The 20,566-nt window shown below is 68.4% G+C and carries 12 protein-coding genes; 5 read left to right on the forward strand and 7 right to left on the reverse strand.

Features of this window, described 5'->3' with window-relative positions:
* Nucleotides 1–89: 89 nt before the first annotated feature.
* From ASD21_RS04320 to ASD21_RS04345, 6 genes are all read right to left on the reverse strand, one after another.
* The gene (locus tag ASD21_RS04320; protein ID WP_442856942.1) at nucleotides 90–986 is read right to left on the reverse strand and encodes an alpha/beta hydrolase; all 897 of its coding nucleotides are present in this window, start codon (nucleotides 984–986) and stop codon (nucleotides 90–92) included.
* Nucleotides 987–1,133: 147 nt separating this feature from the next.
* Nucleotides 1,134–3,068: a sialate O-acetylesterase gene (locus ASD21_RS04325; RefSeq protein WP_056437260.1), complete on the reverse strand. Its 1,935-nt coding sequence runs from the start codon at nucleotides 3,066–3,068 to the stop codon at nucleotides 1,134–1,136.
* A 19-nt stretch (nucleotides 3,069–3,087) separates the two neighbouring features.
* Nucleotides 3,088–5,793 (reverse strand): glycoside hydrolase family 3 C-terminal domain-containing protein, encoded by a 2,706-nt coding sequence (locus ASD21_RS04330; protein WP_082554629.1) that lies wholly within the window; start codon nucleotides 5,791–5,793, stop codon nucleotides 3,088–3,090.
* 9 nt (nucleotides 5,794–5,802) lie between these two features.
* On the reverse strand, nucleotides 5,803–7,995 hold the full coding sequence (locus ASD21_RS04335) for a right-handed parallel beta-helix repeat-containing protein (RefSeq protein WP_056437263.1): 2,193 nt from the start codon (nucleotides 7,993–7,995) through the stop codon (nucleotides 5,803–5,805).
* A complete protein-coding gene (locus ASD21_RS04340; protein WP_082554626.1) occupies nucleotides 7,992–9,536 on the reverse strand; it encodes a tryptophan halogenase family protein in 1,545 nt (514 codons plus the stop codon). The genes ASD21_RS04335 and ASD21_RS04340 overlap by 4 nt, the downstream gene beginning before the upstream one ends.
* A 69-nt stretch (nucleotides 9,537–9,605) precedes the next feature.
* Nucleotides 9,606–12,470 (reverse strand): TonB-dependent receptor, encoded by a 2,865-nt coding sequence (locus ASD21_RS04345; protein ID WP_235524836.1) that lies wholly within the window; start codon nucleotides 12,468–12,470, stop codon nucleotides 9,606–9,608.
* Between the two features lie 406 nt (nucleotides 12,471–12,876).
* On the opposite strand from ASD21_RS04345, the gene ASD21_RS04350 reads away from it, so the two are divergent.
* Together ASD21_RS04350 and ASD21_RS04355 are read left to right on the forward strand one after the other, a co-directional pair.
* Entirely contained in the window at nucleotides 12,877–13,554 is a 678-nt protein-coding gene (locus ASD21_RS04350) for a SapC family protein (protein ID WP_056437270.1), read from the forward strand.
* An 80-nt stretch (nucleotides 13,555–13,634) separates the two neighbouring features.
* Nucleotides 13,635–14,585 carry a cupin-like domain-containing protein gene (locus tag ASD21_RS04355; protein WP_235524837.1) on the forward strand — a complete coding sequence of 317 codons (951 nt, stop codon included), beginning with the start codon at nucleotides 13,635–13,637 and terminating at the stop codon, nucleotides 14,583–14,585.
* 17 nt (nucleotides 14,586–14,602) lie between these two features.
* Here ASD21_RS04355 and ASD21_RS04360 read toward each other — a convergent pair whose 3' ends face one another.
* Complete coding sequence (locus ASD21_RS04360; RefSeq protein ID WP_056437276.1) at nucleotides 14,603–16,675, reverse strand: alpha-L-arabinofuranosidase C-terminal domain-containing protein; 2,073 nt, start codon at nucleotides 16,673–16,675, stop codon at nucleotides 14,603–14,605.
* 255 nt (nucleotides 16,676–16,930) lie between these two features.
* On the opposite strand from ASD21_RS04360, the gene ASD21_RS04365 reads away from it, so the two are divergent.
* From ASD21_RS04365 to ASD21_RS04375, 3 genes are all read left to right on the forward strand, one after another.
* Nucleotides 16,931–18,034 (forward strand): alpha/beta hydrolase, encoded by a 1,104-nt coding sequence (locus ASD21_RS04365; RefSeq protein WP_056437280.1) that lies wholly within the window; start codon nucleotides 16,931–16,933, stop codon nucleotides 18,032–18,034.
* 33 nt (nucleotides 18,035–18,067) lie between these two features.
* On the forward strand, nucleotides 18,068–19,966 hold the full coding sequence (locus tag ASD21_RS04370) for an NPCBM/NEW2 domain-containing protein (RefSeq protein WP_056437282.1): 1,899 nt from the start codon (nucleotides 18,068–18,070) through the stop codon (nucleotides 19,964–19,966).
* A 75-nt stretch (nucleotides 19,967–20,041) separates the two neighbouring features.
* Nucleotides 20,042–20,566, forward strand: a 525-nt coding sequence (locus ASD21_RS04375; protein ID WP_200941391.1) for a dihydroxy-acid dehydratase domain-containing protein, incomplete at its 3' end; no start/stop codon positions are given.

Below are 20,566 nucleotides of genomic sequence, written 5' to 3' on the forward strand. Positions count from 1 at the left end.
GTCAAATACGCCAAGCCTTGCCGCCGAGCTGGAATTGGCCACGGGGCCATCTCCAGCTCGGCGTCGGTCAGCGGACCGACCTCGCTCGCTCAACCCTTGGGCTTCAGCATGCCGTGCATGTCGAGCCACCGCGCGAAGGCGTCGAACCAGCCGGTGCTGGTGGTTGTCTTCGGATACATGCCAAAGCCGTGCCCGCCCTGTTCGTAGAGGTGGAACTCAACCGGCCGCTTCGCGGTCTTCCAGCTGTCGATCAGCCCGAACCCGCCGTTGGCGAAGAACGGATCGTCGGCCGCGAGCGCCACGAACATCGGCGGCGCGTCGGCGGGGACCGTCACCGGCGCGAGCGGGCCGTAGATGAGGCCGATGAAGGCCGGCTTGGCGTCCTGCCCGACCAGGGTGGTGGACAGGGTCAGCATGGCGCCGGCCGAGAAGCCGACCATGCCGATCCGATCGGGATCGACGCGCCATTCCGCCGCGCGCTTGCGAACAAGCGTGAAGGCGGCGCGCGAGTCGGCGATCTGGGGCGCCAGGCCCGCCATCGCCTTCTCTGGGTCCATCCGCGGCGGCCGCGCCGCCGTGGCCGAGAATATCTCGGTCATCGAACGTTCGAACCCAGGCATGTCCGCCGGGGTCTGGTTCAGACGGTACTTGAGCACGAACGCGGCCACGCCCTTGGCGGCGAGCGCGCGGGCCACGTCCGAGCCCTCGTTTTCCATCGACAGCGTCCGGAACCCGCCGCCGGGCGCGACGATCACCGCCGCGCCGGTCGCCTTGGCGGGGTCCGGGAGGTACGGGGTGAGCGTGGCCACCGTCACGTTCCGGGCGAACAGGCTGCCATACTGGGTGTGCCAGGACTCCGAGGCCGTCGCGCCGGGCAGCGGACCCGTTCCGAGCTCGATGGCGTTCGGCTGGGCTGGGATCGGCACGGGCTGCATCTTGTCGTTCTGCGCCTGGGCCGGCGTCGACAGGATGCAGGCGACGGCCATCCCGGCCGCGGCCAGGCGCGTCCAGGTCGCCCCCTTGGAGCGGACCTCTTCCGCGACGTTGATCTTCCTCATGGTGTTTCTCCCTTTGATCTTTGTTTTGAGTGCGGGCGCGCCGGCGGGGCGCCTCGACGAACTTCGAAGTCCTCGCTAAGGCACGGCGATCTCGAAGGGCGAAACGGGCAGCCCGCTCTGGTCGAAGAGGTTCACGGCCGGAGCGTCGGCCCAGGCGTAGCGCACGCGCGCCACGGACTTGCCGTCTCCGGCCAGAACCACCGTGTCGCCCGAGGCGACCGCGGCGGCGAAGCGGCAGGAGCCGGTTTCCGCGCACAGCTCGAAGCCGATGGCGACGTTCGCGCTGTGGGTGACGAGTCCGCCGCTCGCGCCCTTGAATGTCAGGGTCACGCCGCCGTCTGGATTACGGACCGCCGACGACACGCCAGGACCCGACGGAGCGACGTCCTCGCCATAGGCCAGCGCGCGCAAGGCCCGAGCCGCCCGGCGGCCGACCTCCTGCTTTTCACCAGGGTGGATGTCGAGCGGGTCGCCAAGGTCGATCGTCACGACGGCCGCCGCATGGCCGTCGGCCTCGGTCGTCCGGCGCTGGATGTCGCGCAGCCTGGCCCAGCCGCTCTCGGTCGGACGCGAGGCCGTCGCGCCATAGGCGGAAAGCTGGATCACGGCGAAGGGGAGGTCCGGTGTCGCGAACTGGCGACGCCAGTCGGCCATCATCGCGCGCAGCCGCCGGTCATAGCCGGGCAAGTCGGTATCGGACTCGCCCTGGTACCAGGCCACGCCCTTCAGGCCGACCGTGCCGAGCGGCGCGATCATGGCGTTGTAGAGCGTGCCGGCGCCGTTGATGTCGTCCCACGGCGACCTGGGCGCATTGGATTTCGGACGACCGGCGACGGCGTAGCGCCATCCGGCGTCGATCGCGATCTCGGACCCGTCATCGAAGCGCAGCCGCATCAGGTTCGCCGGCCCGATCATGCCGCCTTCGGCATAGACATTGTCGACGTTGACGGTGACGGCGTTACGCCCCTCGACAAGGACGCCGGGCGCGATGCGGTAGCGCCGAGGCGCGCTGGCGATGCTGGCCCCGCCCACGGGGATGCCATTCACCCAGGTGCGGTCGGCGTCGTCGATCGCGCCGAGCGAAAGCACGGCGCCCTGCCGTGCCTGCTCGGCGGTCAGCACGACATCCTTCTTGAACCAGACCATGCCGACATAGCTGGCCAGGTCTGGGACGCCCCACCGGTTGAAGGCGCCGACGCCGGGCGCGGGCCGCCAATCCAGGACCCCGTCGGCATGCCAGGGCTCGCGACCGGGCGCGTCGCCCGATTGGTCACGCCACCACTTGCCCCAGGTGTCGGCCGCGGCGACCTCGGCGGCGGCGGTGTCGCGGGTGTAGAGCTCGAGCGTGGCGGCTTCGGCGGCCATGCCCGCCGCCCGCAGGCCTTCGGGCGCCATCCAGGGGGAGATCCGCGAGCCGCCCCAGCTGGCGTGGATCAGGCCGATCGGCGTCTTCGCCGTCTTGCGCAAGTCCTGGCCCATGTAGAAGCAGACGGCCGAGAATCCGGCGATGGTCCCGGGCGTCGCCGGCGCCCAGGCCGGCGGCTGGTCGAAGCGGCTTTGCGGCGTGGCGGCGACGCGCTTGGCCACGGTCAGGAGCCGCAGGCCCTCGTCGGCCGCGCCGGCGATCTGGAAGCTGTTCTGCGCCTGGGCCGTCGCGAGCTCCATGTTGCTCTGGCCCGAGCACAGGAAGACGTCGCCGATCATCAGGTCGTCGACGACCACCTGGCCGCTGGGGGCGGTGACCAGCATCTGGTAGGGGCCGCCGGCGCCCAGGGGCGGCAAGGTCAGGCTGAAGCGTCCGTCGCCGTCGGCCCGGCCGCGCGCGGTCCGCCCCGCCAGGTTGACCAGCACCGCCTCACCAGCCCGTGCGGTTCCGGTTATGACCAGGGGTCGGTCCCTCTGGAGCACGGCGTGGTCGCTGACCACGCCATCGAGACGGGGCGCCGCCGACGCCGCCTGGACTAGGCTCAGCGCCAGGACGGCGCCTGACGCCAACATCGAAACTTTCATTGGCGATCTCACTGAGGCTCTACTTCGGCAGGCCGACCGCTTCGTCGACGACGAAGGCGGCCGATTGGCTGGGCGTATCGTCGCCGGGCTGGCCCGAGCCCACGCTGACCCGATAGCGCCCCGTCGCCACCCGGCGAGCGCCGTCGAGATCCACCGAGGAAAGATCGCGCGACGACAGGGCGAAGGTGACCGCTCGGGTCTCGCCCGGCTTCAGCGTGATCCGCTGGAAGCCGCGCAAGGCCAGGCGCGGGACTCCGGGCGTGTCGGGGAAGTCGAGATAGAGCTGGGCCACTTCGTCGCCGACCCGGGCGCCGACATTGCGCACGCTGGTCGTGACACGCAGGCCCTTGCCGGCCCCGCCGGTCGCCGGCTCGACCTTCAGGGGCTGGTACTCGAACCGGGTGTAGCTGAGGCCATAGCCGAACGGGTAGACGGGCGTTCCTTCGAAGTAGCGATAGGTCCGGCCGGCCATGGCGTAGTCGCCGAACGGCGGCAGGTCGTCGACCGAGCGGTAGAACGTCAGCGGCAGGCGCCCCGCAGGATTGGTCTTGCCCGAAAGCACGTTGGCGATGGCCAGGCCCCCGGCCTGGCCCGGATACCACGCCTCCAGGATCGCCGAGGCGTTATCCTTGGCCCAGGAAAGATTCAACGGGCTGCCGTTCATCGTCACGACGACCAGCGGCTTGCCCAGGGCCTTGGCTTGCTCCAGCAGGGCCTGCTGATCGGCGGGAAGGTCGAGGGTCGTCTTGTCGCCGCCCTTGAAGCCCGGGATCTCGACGGGGGATTCCTCGGCCTCCAGGTCGGAAGTCAGGCCCACGACCGCGACCAGGACGTCGGCCTGGGCGGCGGCCGCCTTCAGGTCGCCGGCCGGATCGGTCGAGATGCGCTTCCAGACGAGATCGACGCCGGACAGGGCGTGGGATTCCGAAACGACCTCGATCGGGTACTTTCGGCCCTTTTCGAGTGAGATGGTCTTGAGGGTGGGAAGGCTGCCCCAACCGGCCTTGCGCAGGTCGGCGAACGGCTTGCCGTCGAACTTGAGCTCGCCGTTGAAGCCGGTCAGGCCCAGGCGATAGGTCCCGCTCTCGGGGGGGACCAGGAAGCCTGTCCAGACCACGCGATGGTGGTCCGAGACCGTCGCCAGATCCAGGCTGCGGGCCGCCACGTCCGCCTCCACGCGGGTGACCACCGGCTTTTCAGCATAGCGCATCTTGGCGACGGCCTCGCCGAACGTCCCGGGGGCGAAGCGTCTAGGGGGCGGCTCGACCGTGTTGTAGTAGCGCGCCAGGAGGCCGGACTTGCCGTCGGGTGTCCGCAGCGCCGTGGTCGGCACCCGGTCGCCGTCCGTGAACGAGGCGCCGAAGGGCGCGTAGACGACCTGGGCCGAAGGCATGGCTCGCCGCAGGCCCTCGACGACCGAGATCGGTGGGGCCGACAAGGCCGAGGAGTAGTTGCCGCGCAGGACCCGGGTGGCGTCGCCCAGCGGCCCGATCACGGCGATCCGTAGGTCCGGCTTGAGCGGCAGCAGGCCGTCGTTCTTCAAGAGAACCAGGCTCTTTTCGCCGGCGGCCAGCGCCAGGGCCTCGTGGGCCGGCGTCATCACGCTCGTCGGCGCCGCCAAGGCCGCCTCGGGCGTGCGGACGCCCGGCAGATCGCCGGCGCGCAGGCGGGCCGAGAACAATCGCACCAGCGCCAGATCGACCTCGGCGGGACTGATCAGGCCGCGCCGCAAGGCCTCGCGATAGCGATCGGCCACCCCGTCGGTGTCGGTCAGGGTCGCGCCGTTGCACTCGTTGTCGACGCCGGCCCGCATGGCGGCGGCGACGGCCGTGGCCGCGTCCGGAGCGTACTTGTGATGGTCGCTGATGTCCTTGACCGCATCGCAGTCGGAAACGACATAGCCGTCGAAATTCCAGGCTCCGCGCAGATGGTCCTTGAGCAGAAGGTCGCTGGCGCAGGCCGGCTGGCCGTCGATGCGGTTGTAGGCGCACATCACCGATCCGGCGCGGCCCTCGGTGATGGCGGCGCGGAACGCGGGCAGGTAGGTGTCCTCGAGGTCGTGGCGCGAGACGAAGACGTTGGCGCCGTGGCGCGTCGATTCCGGGCCGCTGTGAACCGCGAAATGCTTGGGCGTGGCCACCACCTGCGGCAGGTCCGGATTGGGCCCCTGGACGCCCTCGACGAAGGCGACGCCCATGCGCGCGGTCAGGAACGGGTCCTCGCCGTAGGTCTCCTGGCCCCGACCCCAACGCGGATCGCGGAAGATGTTGATGTTGGGCGACCAGGTGTCGAGGCCGGTGCCGATGCGTCCCATGCGTCCGGTGTTGCGCGCCAGGACGTGCAGCCCGCGCACCTGCGACCCGATCGCGCCGGCGACGTCGTGGACGAGCGCGGGGTCGAAGCTGGCGGCCAGGCCGATCGGTTCGGGAAAGTTCGTCGTCGGCAGCGCGCCCAGAGCGCCGTGCAGCGACTCCGTCCACCAGTTGTAGGCGGGAATGCCCAGCCGAGGGATGGCCGGGGCCGTGTTCAGCAGCTGCTCGACCTTTTCGTCGGTCGTCATCTGGCCGACCAGCTGGGCGGCCAGACGATCGGCCTTGGCGCGTTCAGGCGAGACAGCGGGCGAGGGGGCCTCGGCCGGGGCCGCGTGGGCCAGCGACGCGCCAACCGACAAGGCTCCGCAAAGGGTCGCGGCCAGGCCGCGCCGGCGCCATTTGGACCTAGGCATCATTCCACCTCATGGCTTGATCTTGCTTGTTCGATCGGGAGCGGCTGATCGCGCCGGACCCGCCCGGTCGATCACCTTGCGCGCGCCTTCCGGCCACGCCTGGCCGTCGACGGCGATGTTGTCGGCGAGCCGGTTGGCGGCGTAGTCGGACCAGCTTCCATTGGCCTTGCCGGCGTTGTGCCAGTTGCCGCGCGCGACATTGTCCATCGCCGTTCGCCGGGGATGGGCGCCGTCCAGGGCGTTGAGATTGACCCAGAGACCCAGGCCGTCGAACACGTTGTCGCGCACGGTCACGTACCGCGAGCCCTCGTCGAGATAGACCCCGATCCCGCCGGGCACGTCGTAGACATGGTTCTCGGCGATCAGGGCGCCGGGATCGGCCGACAGGTGATAGATCGCCCCGCCGTCGGGGAACCAGCGTTTGACCCCATGCACGCGGTTGCCCAGGATCACCGTGTCGCGAAGGATGGTCGGGGTGTCATAGACCCGGTTGGCGGGCTGGTCGTAGTAGCCCCGGTTCAGCGACATGTAGGCGGTGTTGCCGCCCGGATCGTTGACGCCCCAACCCCAGCCCACGTCGATGCCGTCATAGGGCGTCTCGGAGACGTCGTTGCGCAGGATCAGGGGCGCGGTCGCGTAGGTGACCAGGATCGCGGCCTGCTCGCGATAGACCTGCGAGACCTTGGTGATGGTGTTGTCGCGAATGACGATGTCGCGCACCGCCAGCTCCGGTCGTGAAGGGTGGTGGGCGTCGGGGCCGACCCCGCCCACCATGATCGCGCCGCCGGCCAGATCGGCGAACCGGCTGCGGACGACTTCGACCGAGCGGGCCTCCAGGCCGGCGCCGCTGAGATTGGCGCTGGCGTCGTTGCCGACGCCGAGGGCGACCTGCCCCAGGTGGGCGAATTCGACGTCCTCGAAGAGGATCCGGGCCGCCGCGGCGACCTGCACGGCGGCCGGCTGCTGGCGCCAATGGTTGCGCATCGCCTCGAAGGCCCAGCACCCCCAACTGCAGTCCCGGATCGGCTCGGACGGATAGTTCGGCACGTCGTCGGCGAGATAGGCGCCGCTTTGCTGGCTGGCGTAGCCTTGCGGACCGGAGGGGCCAAGCCAGCTTGTATGCTGGAAACCGATCCCGGAAAATTGCAGGTCATGGACCGGACGGCCCGGGGCGCCGGCTATCGAGACCAGGGCCTGGAGCGTGGGCATGACCACCTGGCTCGCGGCCATCGGTTCGCCGCCGCGCGGCTTGTAATAGAGCCGGCCTCGGGCCGGATCGACCCACCAGTCGCCTTCCTCGCGCACGAAGGCCAGGGCGTTGGCGATGAAGAACCGGGCGCGGTCGCCCGAGACGGGACGCGCGAAGGTGTCGTAGCCGATCAGGTTGTTTCGCCAGCCCGGTTGCGCCAGCAGGATACGGTCGCCGCGGATGCTCTCGACCCGAGCGCGGCGATCGGTGAAGAAGCCGGTGTTCTCGACTTCCAGGCGGGTCTGGTCGGGAAGCTCCGCCAGGAAACGCCAGGCCGGATCGAGGATCTGGATGCCCCAGTCATGGAACGCGAACGCCGTCCGCGGGGCTTCGACCTCGGCGCGACGCGCCATGCGATCGTTGACCCACAGTTGGCGCGGATCGGCGCCGCGCGGGATGTCGGCGACCCAGATGTCACGGCGCGCGTCGGCGCGCCGCCAGCCGACGACCGGGACGCCGCCCGAGATCACTGGGCGCGCGCCCTTGGCCGCTTCCCAGCGCACGACGAAGCCGTTCTGGCCTCCGTCCGCTTCGGAGAAACGCAGGGGCGCGTCCAGACGGTAGACGCCGTCGGCCAGGCGGACCGTCACCGCGTGCGCGGCGTTCACGCCGCGAACCGCGGCCCGGGCGCGTTCGAGACTCGCGAAGGGACGCGCCGCCGATCCGTCGCCGGCGTCCGATCCGCGCGGCGAGACCTCGAAGACGACGGGGGCGGGGGCAGGGCGCTCGTGAATCTCGACCGAAGCGAAGGCTTGCTCGGAATTGGGACGGTCGCTCGGCGACGTCGCGGGGATGGCGAAGGTCGGCAGCGACTGGGCCGAGGCCGACCCGACGCCCAGCAGGAAGAGACCCAGCACAGGCGCGCCCCAGAATTGGCGGCGAGACAGCGATCGGGTGCTCGCCGCCTCGGCGCCGGGCCGGACGGTCGCATCGGAGGCGACGGCGGTCGTCATACAGGCTGCAGGCCGTGCTCGACGATCTTGCGGATCAGGTCGCGATGGCGCGGCAGGCTCGCCAGCAGCCGATCGGTCTGGACGGCGTTCTCGCGCAGCGCCCGCTCGGCCATCGCGCGTTCGTCGGCCAGGGCCTCGGGTTCGATCTCCGTCCGAAAGCCCATGCCATAGAGCACGTACTGATAGCTGGCCGTCGGGAAGACTTCCTCGACCCGGTCGAACTCCTCGTGCAGCCACGGCGGCTGATGGCGCCAGAGGCGCAGCAGGTCGGCCAGGCGCTCGGGGACGGTCTCGGACGCGCGATTGTCGCGCCAGAAGGCGCTGTCGGACCGCTTGCTGAGAACGTAGTGCAGCTTGAGGAAATCGATGATCCGGCCCCAGCGATAATGGGTCGTGGCGTTGAAGCGGGCGGCGACGACGTCCATCACCTCGCGGCAGGCCGGCATCTGCTCGGAGATCATCTTGGCCGACAGTTCGATCAGCACGATCGCCGAGGCTTCCAGCGGTTCAAGAAAGCCGGCCGCCAGGCCCACGGCCACGCAGTTGCGCTCCCAGAAGGTCTCGCGGTGACCCGAACGGATCGGGATCTTCCTGGCGGAAAGGTCGCGACCAGCCGGCCCGATATAGGCCCGCAGTTCCCGCTCGGCGTCCTCGTCGCTGATGTGGCGGCTGGAATAGACGTGTCCGACGCCGCGACGCGTGGGCAGGCCGATGTCCCAGATCCATCCGGCCGACTGGGCCGTGGAAATGGTGTGGCTGGCGATCGGGCTGGTTTCGCTCTCGTAGGGGACCTGGATCGCCAGCGCGGTGTCGCAGAACAGGACGTCGCCGCAGTCGCGGAACGGCACGCCGAGCGCGTCGCCCAGGAGCAGCGCGCGAAAGCCCGTGCAATCCACGAACAGGTCGCCCTGGATCTCGCCGCGCTGCTGGGTGACGACGCCGCGGATGTCGCCGTCCTCGGCCATGGCGACGCTTTGCACGTCGGCCAGGACATGGCGCACGCCGAGCTTGTCGCAACAGTGACGCTGCAGGAACGGAGCGAACTTGCTCGCGTCGAGGTGATAGGCGTAGTTGGCCGCGCCCTGATAAGGCCCGGCGGTGATGGTCTTGGGGGCCAGGCCGTCGTCGCAGAGGCGGCCCTGCGGGCTGACCGCGTCGCAGAAGCTCTGCGCGCCCCCGCTCGCCAGCCAATGGGCCGCGAGGTTCACCTGCGAAAAGCCCTGCGGCAGCATCAGGGGATGATAATAGGCGTCGTCGGCCGCGCCCGTGGTCCAGCGCGCGAATTTGGCGCCCTGCTTGAACGCCGCGTCGCATTCGCGGAAGAAGTCGGCCTCGGACACGCCGATCTTGGCCAGGCTCGTGCGCAAGGTCGGCCAGGTGCCTTCGCCGACCCCGATGATCGGCGTGTTTGGCGACTCCACCAGCGTGACGGTGAAGCCGGCGGCCATGCGCGCGCGGTGCTTGGCGGCGATGAGGCCCGCGGTAAGCCACCCGGCGGTCCCGCCGCCGACGATGACGATATTCTTGATCGGACGCACCATGGCCTCGAAACCCGGAAAAAATAGACTGGGAAGATCAAACGAATGATCTTCCCAGTCGAGGGGAGGGACCTAGAAGCGGAAGCGGGCCCCGGCCGTGTAGCGCCGACCGTAGGCGAAAACGTCAAGCAGTTGGTTGTCGAACCGTCCGTGCGTGCTCTGGGTCTCGTTGGTGAGATTCAGGGCCTCGAAGAACAGGTTGATCTGCTTGGTCAGGGCGTAGCTGGTGCTGAAGTCGATCTGCAGGTTCGGATTTTCGAAGGTCGGCTCCGAACCGAAGGCGCCGGTGTTCTGGTTCTGACCGAACTGGCGCAGGTATTCCTTGCGGTAGTTGACCGCGATCCGCGCCTCGAGACCGTTCTTGTCGTAGAAGGCCACGAGGTTGGCGGAGTCGGCCAGGCCGGTGATCGCAAAGCCGCTCTGGGAGATGTCGGTGCGATCGTAGGGCTTGTTGGTGTCGACCAGGGTGGCGTTGGCGTTGAAGCCGAAGCCGCTCTCGCCGAACACGTGCTGCCAGGCGATTTCCACCCCGCGCACCGTCGCTTCAGGTCCGTTCACCTGTTGGGTGACGCTGAAGATCGCCGGCTGGCCGGTGGTGGGATCGATCACGCCGTTGATCGTCTGCCGCTGGGTGCCGCCGACGATGAAGTTGCTCACGTCCTTGATGAAGAAATTGACCGACGCATAGGAGTTGGGCCGGTAGTACCACTCGACCGCCGCATCGAAGTTGTCGGCCAGATACGGCTTGAGCGACGGGCTGCCGCCGCTGGCGGTGAGGGCACCCACGCGCTGGCCGGTGCCGACGCTGGCCACCGGCGTCAGAAGGTTCAGGCTGGGACGGGTCAGGGTCCGAGAGGCGTCGAGGCGAATGTGGATGCTGTCGGTCAGCTCCAGTTTCATATCGACGCTCGGGAGCAGGTAAGAATAGTTGCTCTTGGTCGACACGGCCTGAGGCGCGCTCAGGGTCACGGTCAGCAGGGTCGGGTCGCCGGCGCTTTGGGTGATCGCGGTTGGCACTTGGCCAAAGCCGGCGGACGTGACGTGAGTGTTCTCCTCGCGCACCCCGGCGTTGAAGTGGAACGGCATGCCGGCCACGTCGACGTCGAAGTTGGCTTTCAGGAACAGCGCCCAGGTCTTCTCGGTGATGTCGCGGATGCTGCCGTTGTCGAGCGCCAGGTTGAACGCCCCGGTGAACGTGGTGCCGACGTTGCCGCCGCCGTAGTTGAACCCGGGAATGTTCTGGGTCTGCGGGTTGCCAAGGCTGGTCAGGAACGCCTGGTAGGCGTGGGCGTCGTACTTCAGCAACGTCGGCGGCAGGGCGCCGGAGAAGCCGGGGATGAACCCGTTGGTGCTGACCTGCTGGGTGAAGAGGTTCGCCGGCACCAGCACGCCGCCGTTGGGGCCCGACGGCGGGCCGTAGCCCGGATAGGCCTGCCAGTAGTTGTTGACGAAGGTGTTGCTCTGTTGGAACTGGAAGTGGTCTTCCAGATAGCTGCCGCCGGCCTTGATGCGGAAGCCCTCCTGCTCCCAGGCCCCGGCGACGCGCACCTGCTTGACCGTGTCGGTGTTCTCCTGCGCTTGGCGCACGGTGACGTGGGAGCCCATGACCGAGGTGTCGGCCCAGCGCGCGGCGTCGCCGTTCGGCCCGAAGCCGTGCAGCACCGGCAAGGTGTCCTTGCTGTCGCCGTCGATCCTGATGCCCAGGGACGGACCGATCGCGAAGCCGTAGCCCACGTCGCCGTTGTCGCTGCTGATCTGGCCATCTGGGTTGAGCTGGCTCTTGGCGTAGCTGGCGTCGGCCTCGAAACTCAGATTCTGCGACACGTCCCACTGAAGGTTCAGGCCGGTCTGGTTGGTCTCGAGGACAGAGCGGTCCGTGCCGGCCACGAAATCGGTTTGCGATCCGGCCTGGGTGAAGTCGACCGTCGTGCCGTTCTGGTCAAGCTTGACGTTCCGAAGGCCGCCCTGATTGAACCAGATGCCGTAACCGAAATTGTCGGCCCGGATCTTCTGGCGCGAATAGTTGTCGTCCAGGGTGACCGTGACGCCTTCCGCCGGGTTCCATTGCAAGGCGATGCGACCGTCAAGCCGTTCGTCCTTGGTATAGATCTGGCTCGCGCCGGCCTGCTGCTCGAACCAGCCGACGACGGTCTTGTTGGCCAGCTCGGCGGACGTGCATGCAGCGGTCAGTTGGCAGGGCGCGTAGCGCCCGCCCGGCCAGCCGCTGACGTAGACGCGGTTGGTCTGGGTGTCGTGGCGCGTGTACATCACGTCGGCCAGCACGCCGAACTTGTTGTCGGCGAAGGTGTCGCTGAACAGCGCCCCGACGGTGGGAACCACCTTGCCGGCGTCGTCCTGCAGCGAGCCGGAGGCGGTGACCGCCATGCGGCGGCCCGGGTGATCGAACGGCTTGGGGAAGGCGACATTGACGGTCGCGCCGATCGAGCTGCTCGACAGCGTCACGTCGGGCGTCTTGAGCACGGACAGGCCGCCCACGAAGTCGGCGCCCACGGTGCTGAAGTCGACCGAGCGACCGCCGGTCGCCGTGGAAATCCGACGACCGTCGTAGAGGGTTTCGTTGAAGTCGCCGCCAAAGCCGCGGACGGTGATGCCTTGCGGCTCGCCGCGGGCGCCGGCGCGCTGGATGGAGACCCCGGGCAGCCGCTGCAGCGACGCGGCGACGTTCGAGTCTGGGAACTTGCCGATATCCTCCGCGGAGATGGCGTCGACCACGCCGGCCGAGGTTCGCTTGATGTCGAGGTTGCGTTGCAGCGAGCCGCGCAGACCCGTGACGATGACCTCGTCGACGGTGGTGGTCTCGTTGTTCGGTCGCGGAACCGAAGCCTGCTCGGCCGCCGGAGCGGCGACGGCGGCCGCCGTGATGATGGGCTCCTCGCGCTCGGCGGCGCTGGCCGCGCCGCAAAGCGCCAGGACCATGACACTGGACGCACCGACCAGGGCAGCCTTTGAAGCGCGTGATCGCGCTCCCGAATTACTCTGATTAGTGAGCTGGGCTTTTATCATGTTTCCCCTCCTGTTTCCTCTGGGTGAACGCGTGCGCTATCGCTCGGCCGGGTGCATGTTCCTGGCCGTTACGTCTCAATTTTCGGAATAGAAGGGGTCTAGCTGTCGTCCCTACGGCACGATTGCATCACAACCTCCCTGCGCAATATCTTTCTTGTTGTATTGAAGGTAGCGCTAACAGGTACCGGTATCAAGACCTATTTGTCGGTGTAATTAGCTTGGCTTGACGCTGGTGGACGGCCCCGTCGATCGCGGTTATCGATCTGTGGCATTAGGCGCTCGCGGGCTAGATCTCGCGACGGTCAGCGAGGAAACGACCATGGACCTGGAACTGCTGAACGCGGAGCGTCACCTTGGCTTGCACCAGGCCGAGGTTCCCGTGGACGGCGCGCATTTTGTTCAGATCGTGGCGTCCGAGTTCGCCACAGCGGCCGCGACCTGTCCGATTTTCCTGACAAAGAGCCCGGAAACCGGGCAGTTTTACGCGGGCGCGATGTTCGGTTTCGAGCCGGGCGAGAACCTGCTCAGGCGCGGTGCGTCCGGGCGCGGGGCGTTCCTGCCGCTGGATCTCGAGCGGCAGGGCTACTTCCTCGCGCCCGGCGGCGTCGCCATCGATCCCGGCCACCCGCGGTTCTCCACTGGGCGAGGGGCGGCCTTGTTCGAGAAGGATGGACTGCCCAGCCAGGCGCTGCGGCGCATCCAGCATGTGCTCGGACAATTGAACGTCGGCGTGCCGGCGACCGACGCCTTCATCCAATCGCTCGTCGCCCTGGGGCTGGTCGAACCGATCGATATCGACCTGTCCTTCGACGACGGCCGGTCCCTGAGTCTGGCCGGTCTCTACACCGTCAGCCTCGACGCGCTCGGCGAACTGAACGACGCCGCCGTGGTCGATCTCTTTCGGCGCGGCCACCTGCAACTCGCCTATGCGATGGCCGGGTCGCTCAAGCAGGTGTCGGTGCTGGCCAATCTAAGAAACGAGCGACTGGCGGCATGAGCGGGCGGCGGCCCCCGCGGGCAAAGGTCGTCGAGATCGACGCCGCGGACGCGGAGGGCGCCGGCGGGTTCGGACCAGACATGGCGCAGGCCTGTGACCCCGTCGTGCTGCGGGGACTGTGCCGCGATTGGCCGTCGACGCGGGCGGCCGCCAGGTCCTGGCCGGACTTGGCGGCGTATCTCAAGGGCTTCGATGTCGGCCTGGCGGGGCAGGCCTTCATCGGCGCGCCGGCCATCGCCGGGCGCTATGACTACGGCGAGGGGCCGGGCGGGTTCAATTTCGATCGCGAGTCCTTGACCCTGGGCCAGACCCTGGAACGGATCGACCAGGCGGCCGCCGATCCCGGGCGCGCTAGCGTCTACATGGGCTCCCTGCCGACCGACGACTATCTGCCGGGGTTCGACCAGGACCACCGGGTCGCCTTCCTGCCGTCCGCCGCGCGGCCTCGCGTCTGGCTCGGCAACGCCAGCCGCGTGGCCTGCCACTACGACACCTACGACAACCTGGCCTGCGTTATCGCCGGCCGGCGACGCTTCACGCTCTATCCGCCGGACGCGATCGGAGACCTCTATGTCGGGCCGATCGACCACACCATGGCCGGGCAGCCGGTGGCGCTCGCGGCTGGAGCCGAACCGGGCGACCCGCGCTTTCCGCGTTTCGAAGCAGCGCGCGATCGGGCCGCCGTGGTCGAACTGGCGCCGGGCGACGCGCTCTACCTGCCCAAGCTGTGGTGGCATCAGGTCGAAGCGCTGGATTCCCGCAATCTGCTGGTCAACTACTGGTGGGACGCGTTCGCGGCCGGTCCCGACGCGCCGTTCGTCACGATGATGCTGGCGATGATCGCGATCGCCGAGCGCCCGCCGGCCGAACGTCACGCCTGGCGCGCGTTCTTCGACCACTACGTCTTTCGCCCGAACGGTCACCCGCTGGATCATCTCCCGCCCTCGCGCCATGGGATCCTTGGGTCCTTGGCGGAGGGGAACTACGGGAAGGTCCGCGCCAGCGTCATGCGGATGTTGCGGGGCGGCTGAGGGCGGCTCCGCCCCGCCTATCGTGAGCCGGCCGAGACCGGGAATGCGAACACGGTCGCCGAGATGGGCGGAACCGTCAGGCGCGAGCCACGGGCGACCGAACCGTCCGCGACGGTCACGCCGGCCGGCGCGCCGACCTTATTGGTCGCCGCCAACGAAGCGCCGGTCAGAACCCAGCGGCGGCCCGCGCCGGACAAGGCCAGGGACCTCAAGTCCAGGTTCAACGTCTGCGGTCGGGTGGTGGCGTTGACGACGCCGATCCGCAGGGTCCTGCCATCGGGGCTGAGGCCCGCGATCACGTCCAGCGGATAGGTGGGGCTGCCGGCCCTGACCTTGGGATGATCATAGCCGACCGGATAGCGCGGTTCCGGCTGCTCGGAGTCTCCCAGGACAGCGACCGGCGTCACGCCGGCGCCGAAGTGCTCGCCGTAGAACTTGAAGACCACGCCGGTGGAGTTGAGCGTCGCGTCGGTCGGGGTGATGTCCATGGTCGAGGCGCCGGTGGTGAAGGCGGCCATGGTCAGGAAGTCGGTGTGGCGCAGCATCTCCTGCAGGACCTCGGCGTAGGCCAGGGCCGACTTCAGATTGACCTCGCCGAAATAGGCGTACTCGTCGATCGACAGGAAGATCTTCTTGTCCTTGATGGCCGGGAAGCGCCGCTCGTAGATCTTCCACTCCTCGGCCTTCATCCGCACCTGGTTCGAGGGCGAGCGGACATATTCCATCAACTCGGCGTCGGCTGGGGCGTTGGGGCGCTTCTCGGGCCGGTCGTACCAGTGCTCGGAGATGCCGTCGAAATTGCCCCAGGCCTTGGCCAGAAGACCGCCGGTCCAGTCCTCTTCGGTGCCGAACTTCGGCGCGATGCTCTCGAGCGAGGCGTTCTCCTTGGTGTCGCGCGGATGCAGTTGGTCGGGCATGGCGCCGGATCCGATCAGGGTGATCGTCGGATCGACCGCGCGCATCGCCGCGGCGAACGCGTTGTGTTTGATCATGAAATAGTCGAGCGAGGTCTTGCCGATCTGCCACCAGCCATAGGGCTCGTTGCCGATGTTCCAGAACTTGACGCCATACGGCCGCGGGTGACCGTTGGCCGCCCGGCGCGCGCCCCAAGCGCTGGTCGCCGGCCCGTTCAGATATTCGACCTCTTCGGCCGCCGAATTGGCGTCACCGAGTCCGGCGTCGACGGTGACATAGGGCTCGACGCCGAGGATCTTGGTCAGGTCCATCCATTCGTCCATGCCGATGTCATTGGGCTGCATCGCGCTCCAGGCGTGATCGAACATCGGCGCGCGCTTGTCTCGCGGGCCGAGCGCGCCGTGCCAGTCCCAATTGGACAGGAAGTTGCCGCCGGGCAGGCGCCACATGCCCGAATTGAGCGAACGTGCGATCGCCGTGCTGTCGGCGCGCCAGCCGCGAACATTGTCGGAAGGCATTAAGGACGCCGCGCCGACACGGAACGAGCCCGAGCCCAGGCCGGTGATCTCCAGGCGCGCATCGGCGGCGTCGGCGGCCGGGGTGAAGCTGAACGGGGCGCGACTCCAGCCACCGTCGGGGGAGGGAAGGGCGACGGTCTGGCGGTCGTCGGGGCCCGGTCCCCAGACCAGCGCGACCTCGACCTGGGCGCCGGCGTCGCCCGACAGCAAGACATAGCCGTCATAGCGCTTGCCCTTGGCCAGTCCGATGCCCGATTGCGAAAGGCCCTTGCGGATCGTCCCGTCGAGGGCGACGCGAGGGCTCTGGGCGCCGACATAGGCGGCCTTGGAATCCATGACCACGGCGTCGTCGCCGCCGACCGGGCGCCACTTGCGATAGCTCACCCCGGGGCGACCCTCGGCGTTCAGGGGCGGCGGCGCGTCTTGGGACGCCGGCAGGACCGGGTAGTAGAACTTGCGGTCGTCCAGCATTTCCGCCCACAGGGTGCGCGCCACCAACCCGCCGATGGGCTCGATGAACATGCCGTACTCGTACTTGGTGACCGGGGCGGCGCGGCGCGCGGCGTCGATCGTCACCTTGACGGGCTCGGCGTCGGCTCCCGTCGCCGCGGCCATGGTCAGTCCCAAGCCGGCGGCCAGCATCCATCCATACCGCATGACATTCTCCCTAATGACTCAGTCGTTTGTCTGGCCGCCCTTGAGACGGGCCCGCCGCGCTCTTGTTGGTCTTTCGCGGAAATTGAAGAGCTGACCGCGCAGACACCGGTATCGCCGGCCTGGTCTTGGGTCGGCCTTGGAAAGCCTGTGGAGCCCTCTCCAGCCTCCCTTGACACGGCCATATTAAGTCCGACAAATGGTAGCGCTAACAAGTCGCGCCATACCATGTCAAGACGCGCGACAGGGAGGACGGAAATGATCGCTCGCGACACTCGGGCCGGCGCCCGCGCCCTCCGGTCCTGCGCTCGCTTGGTGGCGATCGTCGTGCTCGGGCTGGCCGCTCCGATGAGGGCGGAGGCCCAAGTGTCGACCAACGCGCCGCCGCCGGTCGCCGGCGCCAAGCCGGTGACGATCGAGCGGATCAAGGTCCATTCCGTCGCCATCGAGGGCAATCTGGAGGGCGAGAGCGCCGACCGCGACGTGATCGTGGTCCTGCCGCCAGGCTACAAAAGCCATCCTGAACGGCGCTATCCGGTCGTCTACGCCTTGCATGGCTATTCGATCGGCGCGGAACAGTGGATCGGCGAGATCCACGTTCCCCAGACCATCGAGGGCGCCTTCGCGCGCGGCGCGGCCGAGATGATCGTCGTGCTGCCCGACAGCAAGACCGTTCACAACGGATCGATGTACTCCAGCTCCCAGACGACAGGCGATTTCGAGAGCTTCATCGCCAGGGACCTGGTCGGCTATGTCGATGGTCACTATCGGACCCTGCCCAGGCGCGAGAGCCGAGGCCTGGTGGGTCATTCGATGGGCGGCTATGGCGCCAGCCGGATCGGCATGCGCCATGCCGACGTTTTCGGCGCGCTCTACATGATGAGCCCCTGCTGCCTCTCGCCGCGCGACCCGGGCCAGTTCAACGCCGAGGCCGCGACCGCCCTGGCCCAGGTCAAGACGCTGGAGGACGCCCAGAAACTGCCCTGGGGGCTGCGGGCCCAGCTGGCGACGGCGGCGGCCTGGTCGCCGAACCCCAACAGGCCGCCGCTCTATCTCGACCTCCCCGTGGAGAACGGCCAGGTCCAGCCCGAGGTGCTGGCCAGGTGGGCGGCCAACGCGCCCTTGGCCTTCTTCGATCAGTATGTGGGGCAGCTGCGCCGCTACAAGGCGATCGCCATGGACGTCGGCGATCGCGACGGCCTGAAGGTCGACGCGGCCAAGCTGCACGAATCCATGGACCGTTACGGCGTCGCCAACAGCTTTGAGATCTATTCCGGCGACCACACCAGCGACGTGGCGGGGCGGTTTCAAGATCATGTGCTGCCGTTCTTCAGCAAGAACCTGGCGTTCACGGCGCGTTAGAGTGCGGAGATCGAGCCCTTGTCCAGGACGCCCATGATCTTCGCCCGCGCCGCCGCCGCGGCCCTGGCTATCGCGAGCGCCGGCGTCACGATGGCGAGGGCCGCCGATCCGCTCGCGGCGACCGGCCGCTGGACCGCCTACGAGCGCGCGGCGGCGCGGACGCCGCCGATGGGCTGGAACAGCTGGAACGCCTTCACCAGCGACATCGACGAAGACAAGGTGATGGCCTCGGCCCGGGTCCTGGTCGAGGCCGGCCTGTCGGCCAAGGGCTATCGCTATGTGAACATCGATGACGGCTGGTGGCTCAAGCGTCGCGCCGGCGACGGCCGAATGCTCATCCGCACCGCCCGTTTCCCGTCGGCCGCGACGCCGGACGGCGGGACCAGCTTTCGGCCGCTGACCGACCGGCTCCACGCCATGGGTCTGAAGGCCGGCATCTATTCCGACATCGGCCGCAACAGCTGCGGCCAGGTCTTCACATCGACCTTTCCCAACCAGCCCGAAGGCGACCTGGGCGAACGCGAAGTCGGGCTCTACGGCCACGTCGACCAGGACATCGCCCTCTATTTCCAGGAGTGGGGCTTCGACCTGATCAAGGTCGATGGGTGCGGGGTGCGGGGTTTGCCGTCCACGGACGTCCGGGTGAAGGCGGGGCAGTATCGCGCGCTTGAGCCGCTGGTCGACGTCGATTCCCTGGGACGGACGGACGTTCCGGCGGTTCGGTCGCTCTACCAGGCCGTGGGCGACGCCCTGGACCGCAGCAATCCCGACGGCGACTTCGTCTATTCGATCTGCCTTTGGGGCGCGGCCGACGTGCGCGCCTGGGGCAAGGATGTCGGCGCCATGTCGCGCACCAGCGAGGACATCTCTCCGACCTGGAGCCGGATGCTGCACAACCTCGACAGCGTCTCCCGACGCGCCCTCTACGCCCATCCCGGCTCGTGGAACGATCCGGACATGCTGTATGTCGGCAAGGGCGACTTCGACGCGGCGCACCTGGTCGAGGCTCGCTCGCATTTCGCGCTCTGGGCGATGGTCAATGCGCCGCTGATCATCGGCTACGACCTCAGGACGGCCGCGCCGTCGCTGCTGGAGGTCCTGGGCGCTCGCGAGATCATCGCGCTGAATCAGGATCCGGCGGGCAATCAGGCCGTGCTGGCCTTCGATTCCGACGACGTCTCCATCTTCGTCAAGACGCTGGCCGGCGGCGACAAGGCCGTGGCCATCCTCAACCGCACGGCCGCCCCCGCCGAAGCCGTGCTGACCGCCGAGCACCTGAAGTTCCTGGCCACGGCCGATATCGAGCTCACGGACCTGTGGACCGGCGCGGCGACCCGCTTGCGCGCCGACCGGAAGTTCCAATTGGCGCCGCGCCAGACCCTGGTGTTCCGGGCCAGGGGGGCGCGCAAGCTCGGCGACGGCGTCTTTCTTTCCGAACAGCCTGGAGCGGTGAATCCGGCTGTTGACGGGGTGGTGACCCCGCAGGCGGACCCGCTGGTCCACCGCGCCATCCTGCCCTGGCGCGGCACGCGCGGCTTTGGCGAACCGCCGCGCTACGGAGGCTGGGGCGGGGCCCAGGCCGACCGCACCCCCTACGACCAGGAACTGGCGATCGCCGGGCGGCGGTTCGAGACGGGCCTCGGCGTTCTGGCCAACTCGCGCCTGGAAGTACGCAACGCGGGCTTTCGCCGCTTCACCGCCAGCGTGGGCGTCGATGATTCCGCGCAGGAACGCGCCCAGCCCGTGACCTTCCTCGTCTATGGTGACGGCAAGCTCCTGGCGACGTCGCGGCCGCTGAGCTTCGGCCAGCCGCCGCAGGATCTCGGCGTCGAGGTTTCCGGGGTCAAGGTGCTGGAGCTGGTGGTGCGGACGCCGTCGCCATCGCGCCATCCAGACCCCGTCACCTGGGGCGACGCGGCGCTGCACCGTTAGCGCGAGGCGGCGATCCAGCCGCGAGGAGACTGAAGTGCGATTGAAGACCTGCATGAAATGGGACGATTGACGATCATGAGCTCTGCCGCCGTTCCGCCCCGCGCCCTTCGTTCGCGCGCCTGGTTCGACAATCCGGACAACGCGGACATGACGGCGCTCTATCTGGAGCGATATCTGAACTTCGGCCTGTCGCTGGAGGAGCTGCAGTCGGGCAAGCCGATCATYGGCATCGCCCAGACCGGCAGCGACCTGTCGCCGTGCAACCGCCACCACCTGGTCCTGGCCGAGCGGGTGCGCGAAGGCATCCGCACGGCCGGCGGCATCGCCCTGGAGTTCCCGGTCCATCCGATCCAGGAAACCGGCAAGCGCCCGACCGCGGGGCTGGACCGCAACCTGTCGTAYCTGGGCCTGGTGGAGATCCTGTACGGCTATCCGATCGACGGGGTGGTGCTGACCATCGGCTGCGACAAGACCACCCCGGCCTGCCTGATGGCCGCCGCSACCGTCAACATCCCGGCCATCGCCCTGTCGGTCGGCCCGATGCTGAACGGCTGGCACAAGGGCGAGCGCACGGGCTCGGGCACCATCGTCTGGAAGGCC

It is taken from the genome of Caulobacter sp. Root1455 (genome assembly GCF_001426905.1).
Lineage (GTDB): Bacteria > Pseudomonadota > Alphaproteobacteria > Caulobacterales > Caulobacteraceae > Caulobacter.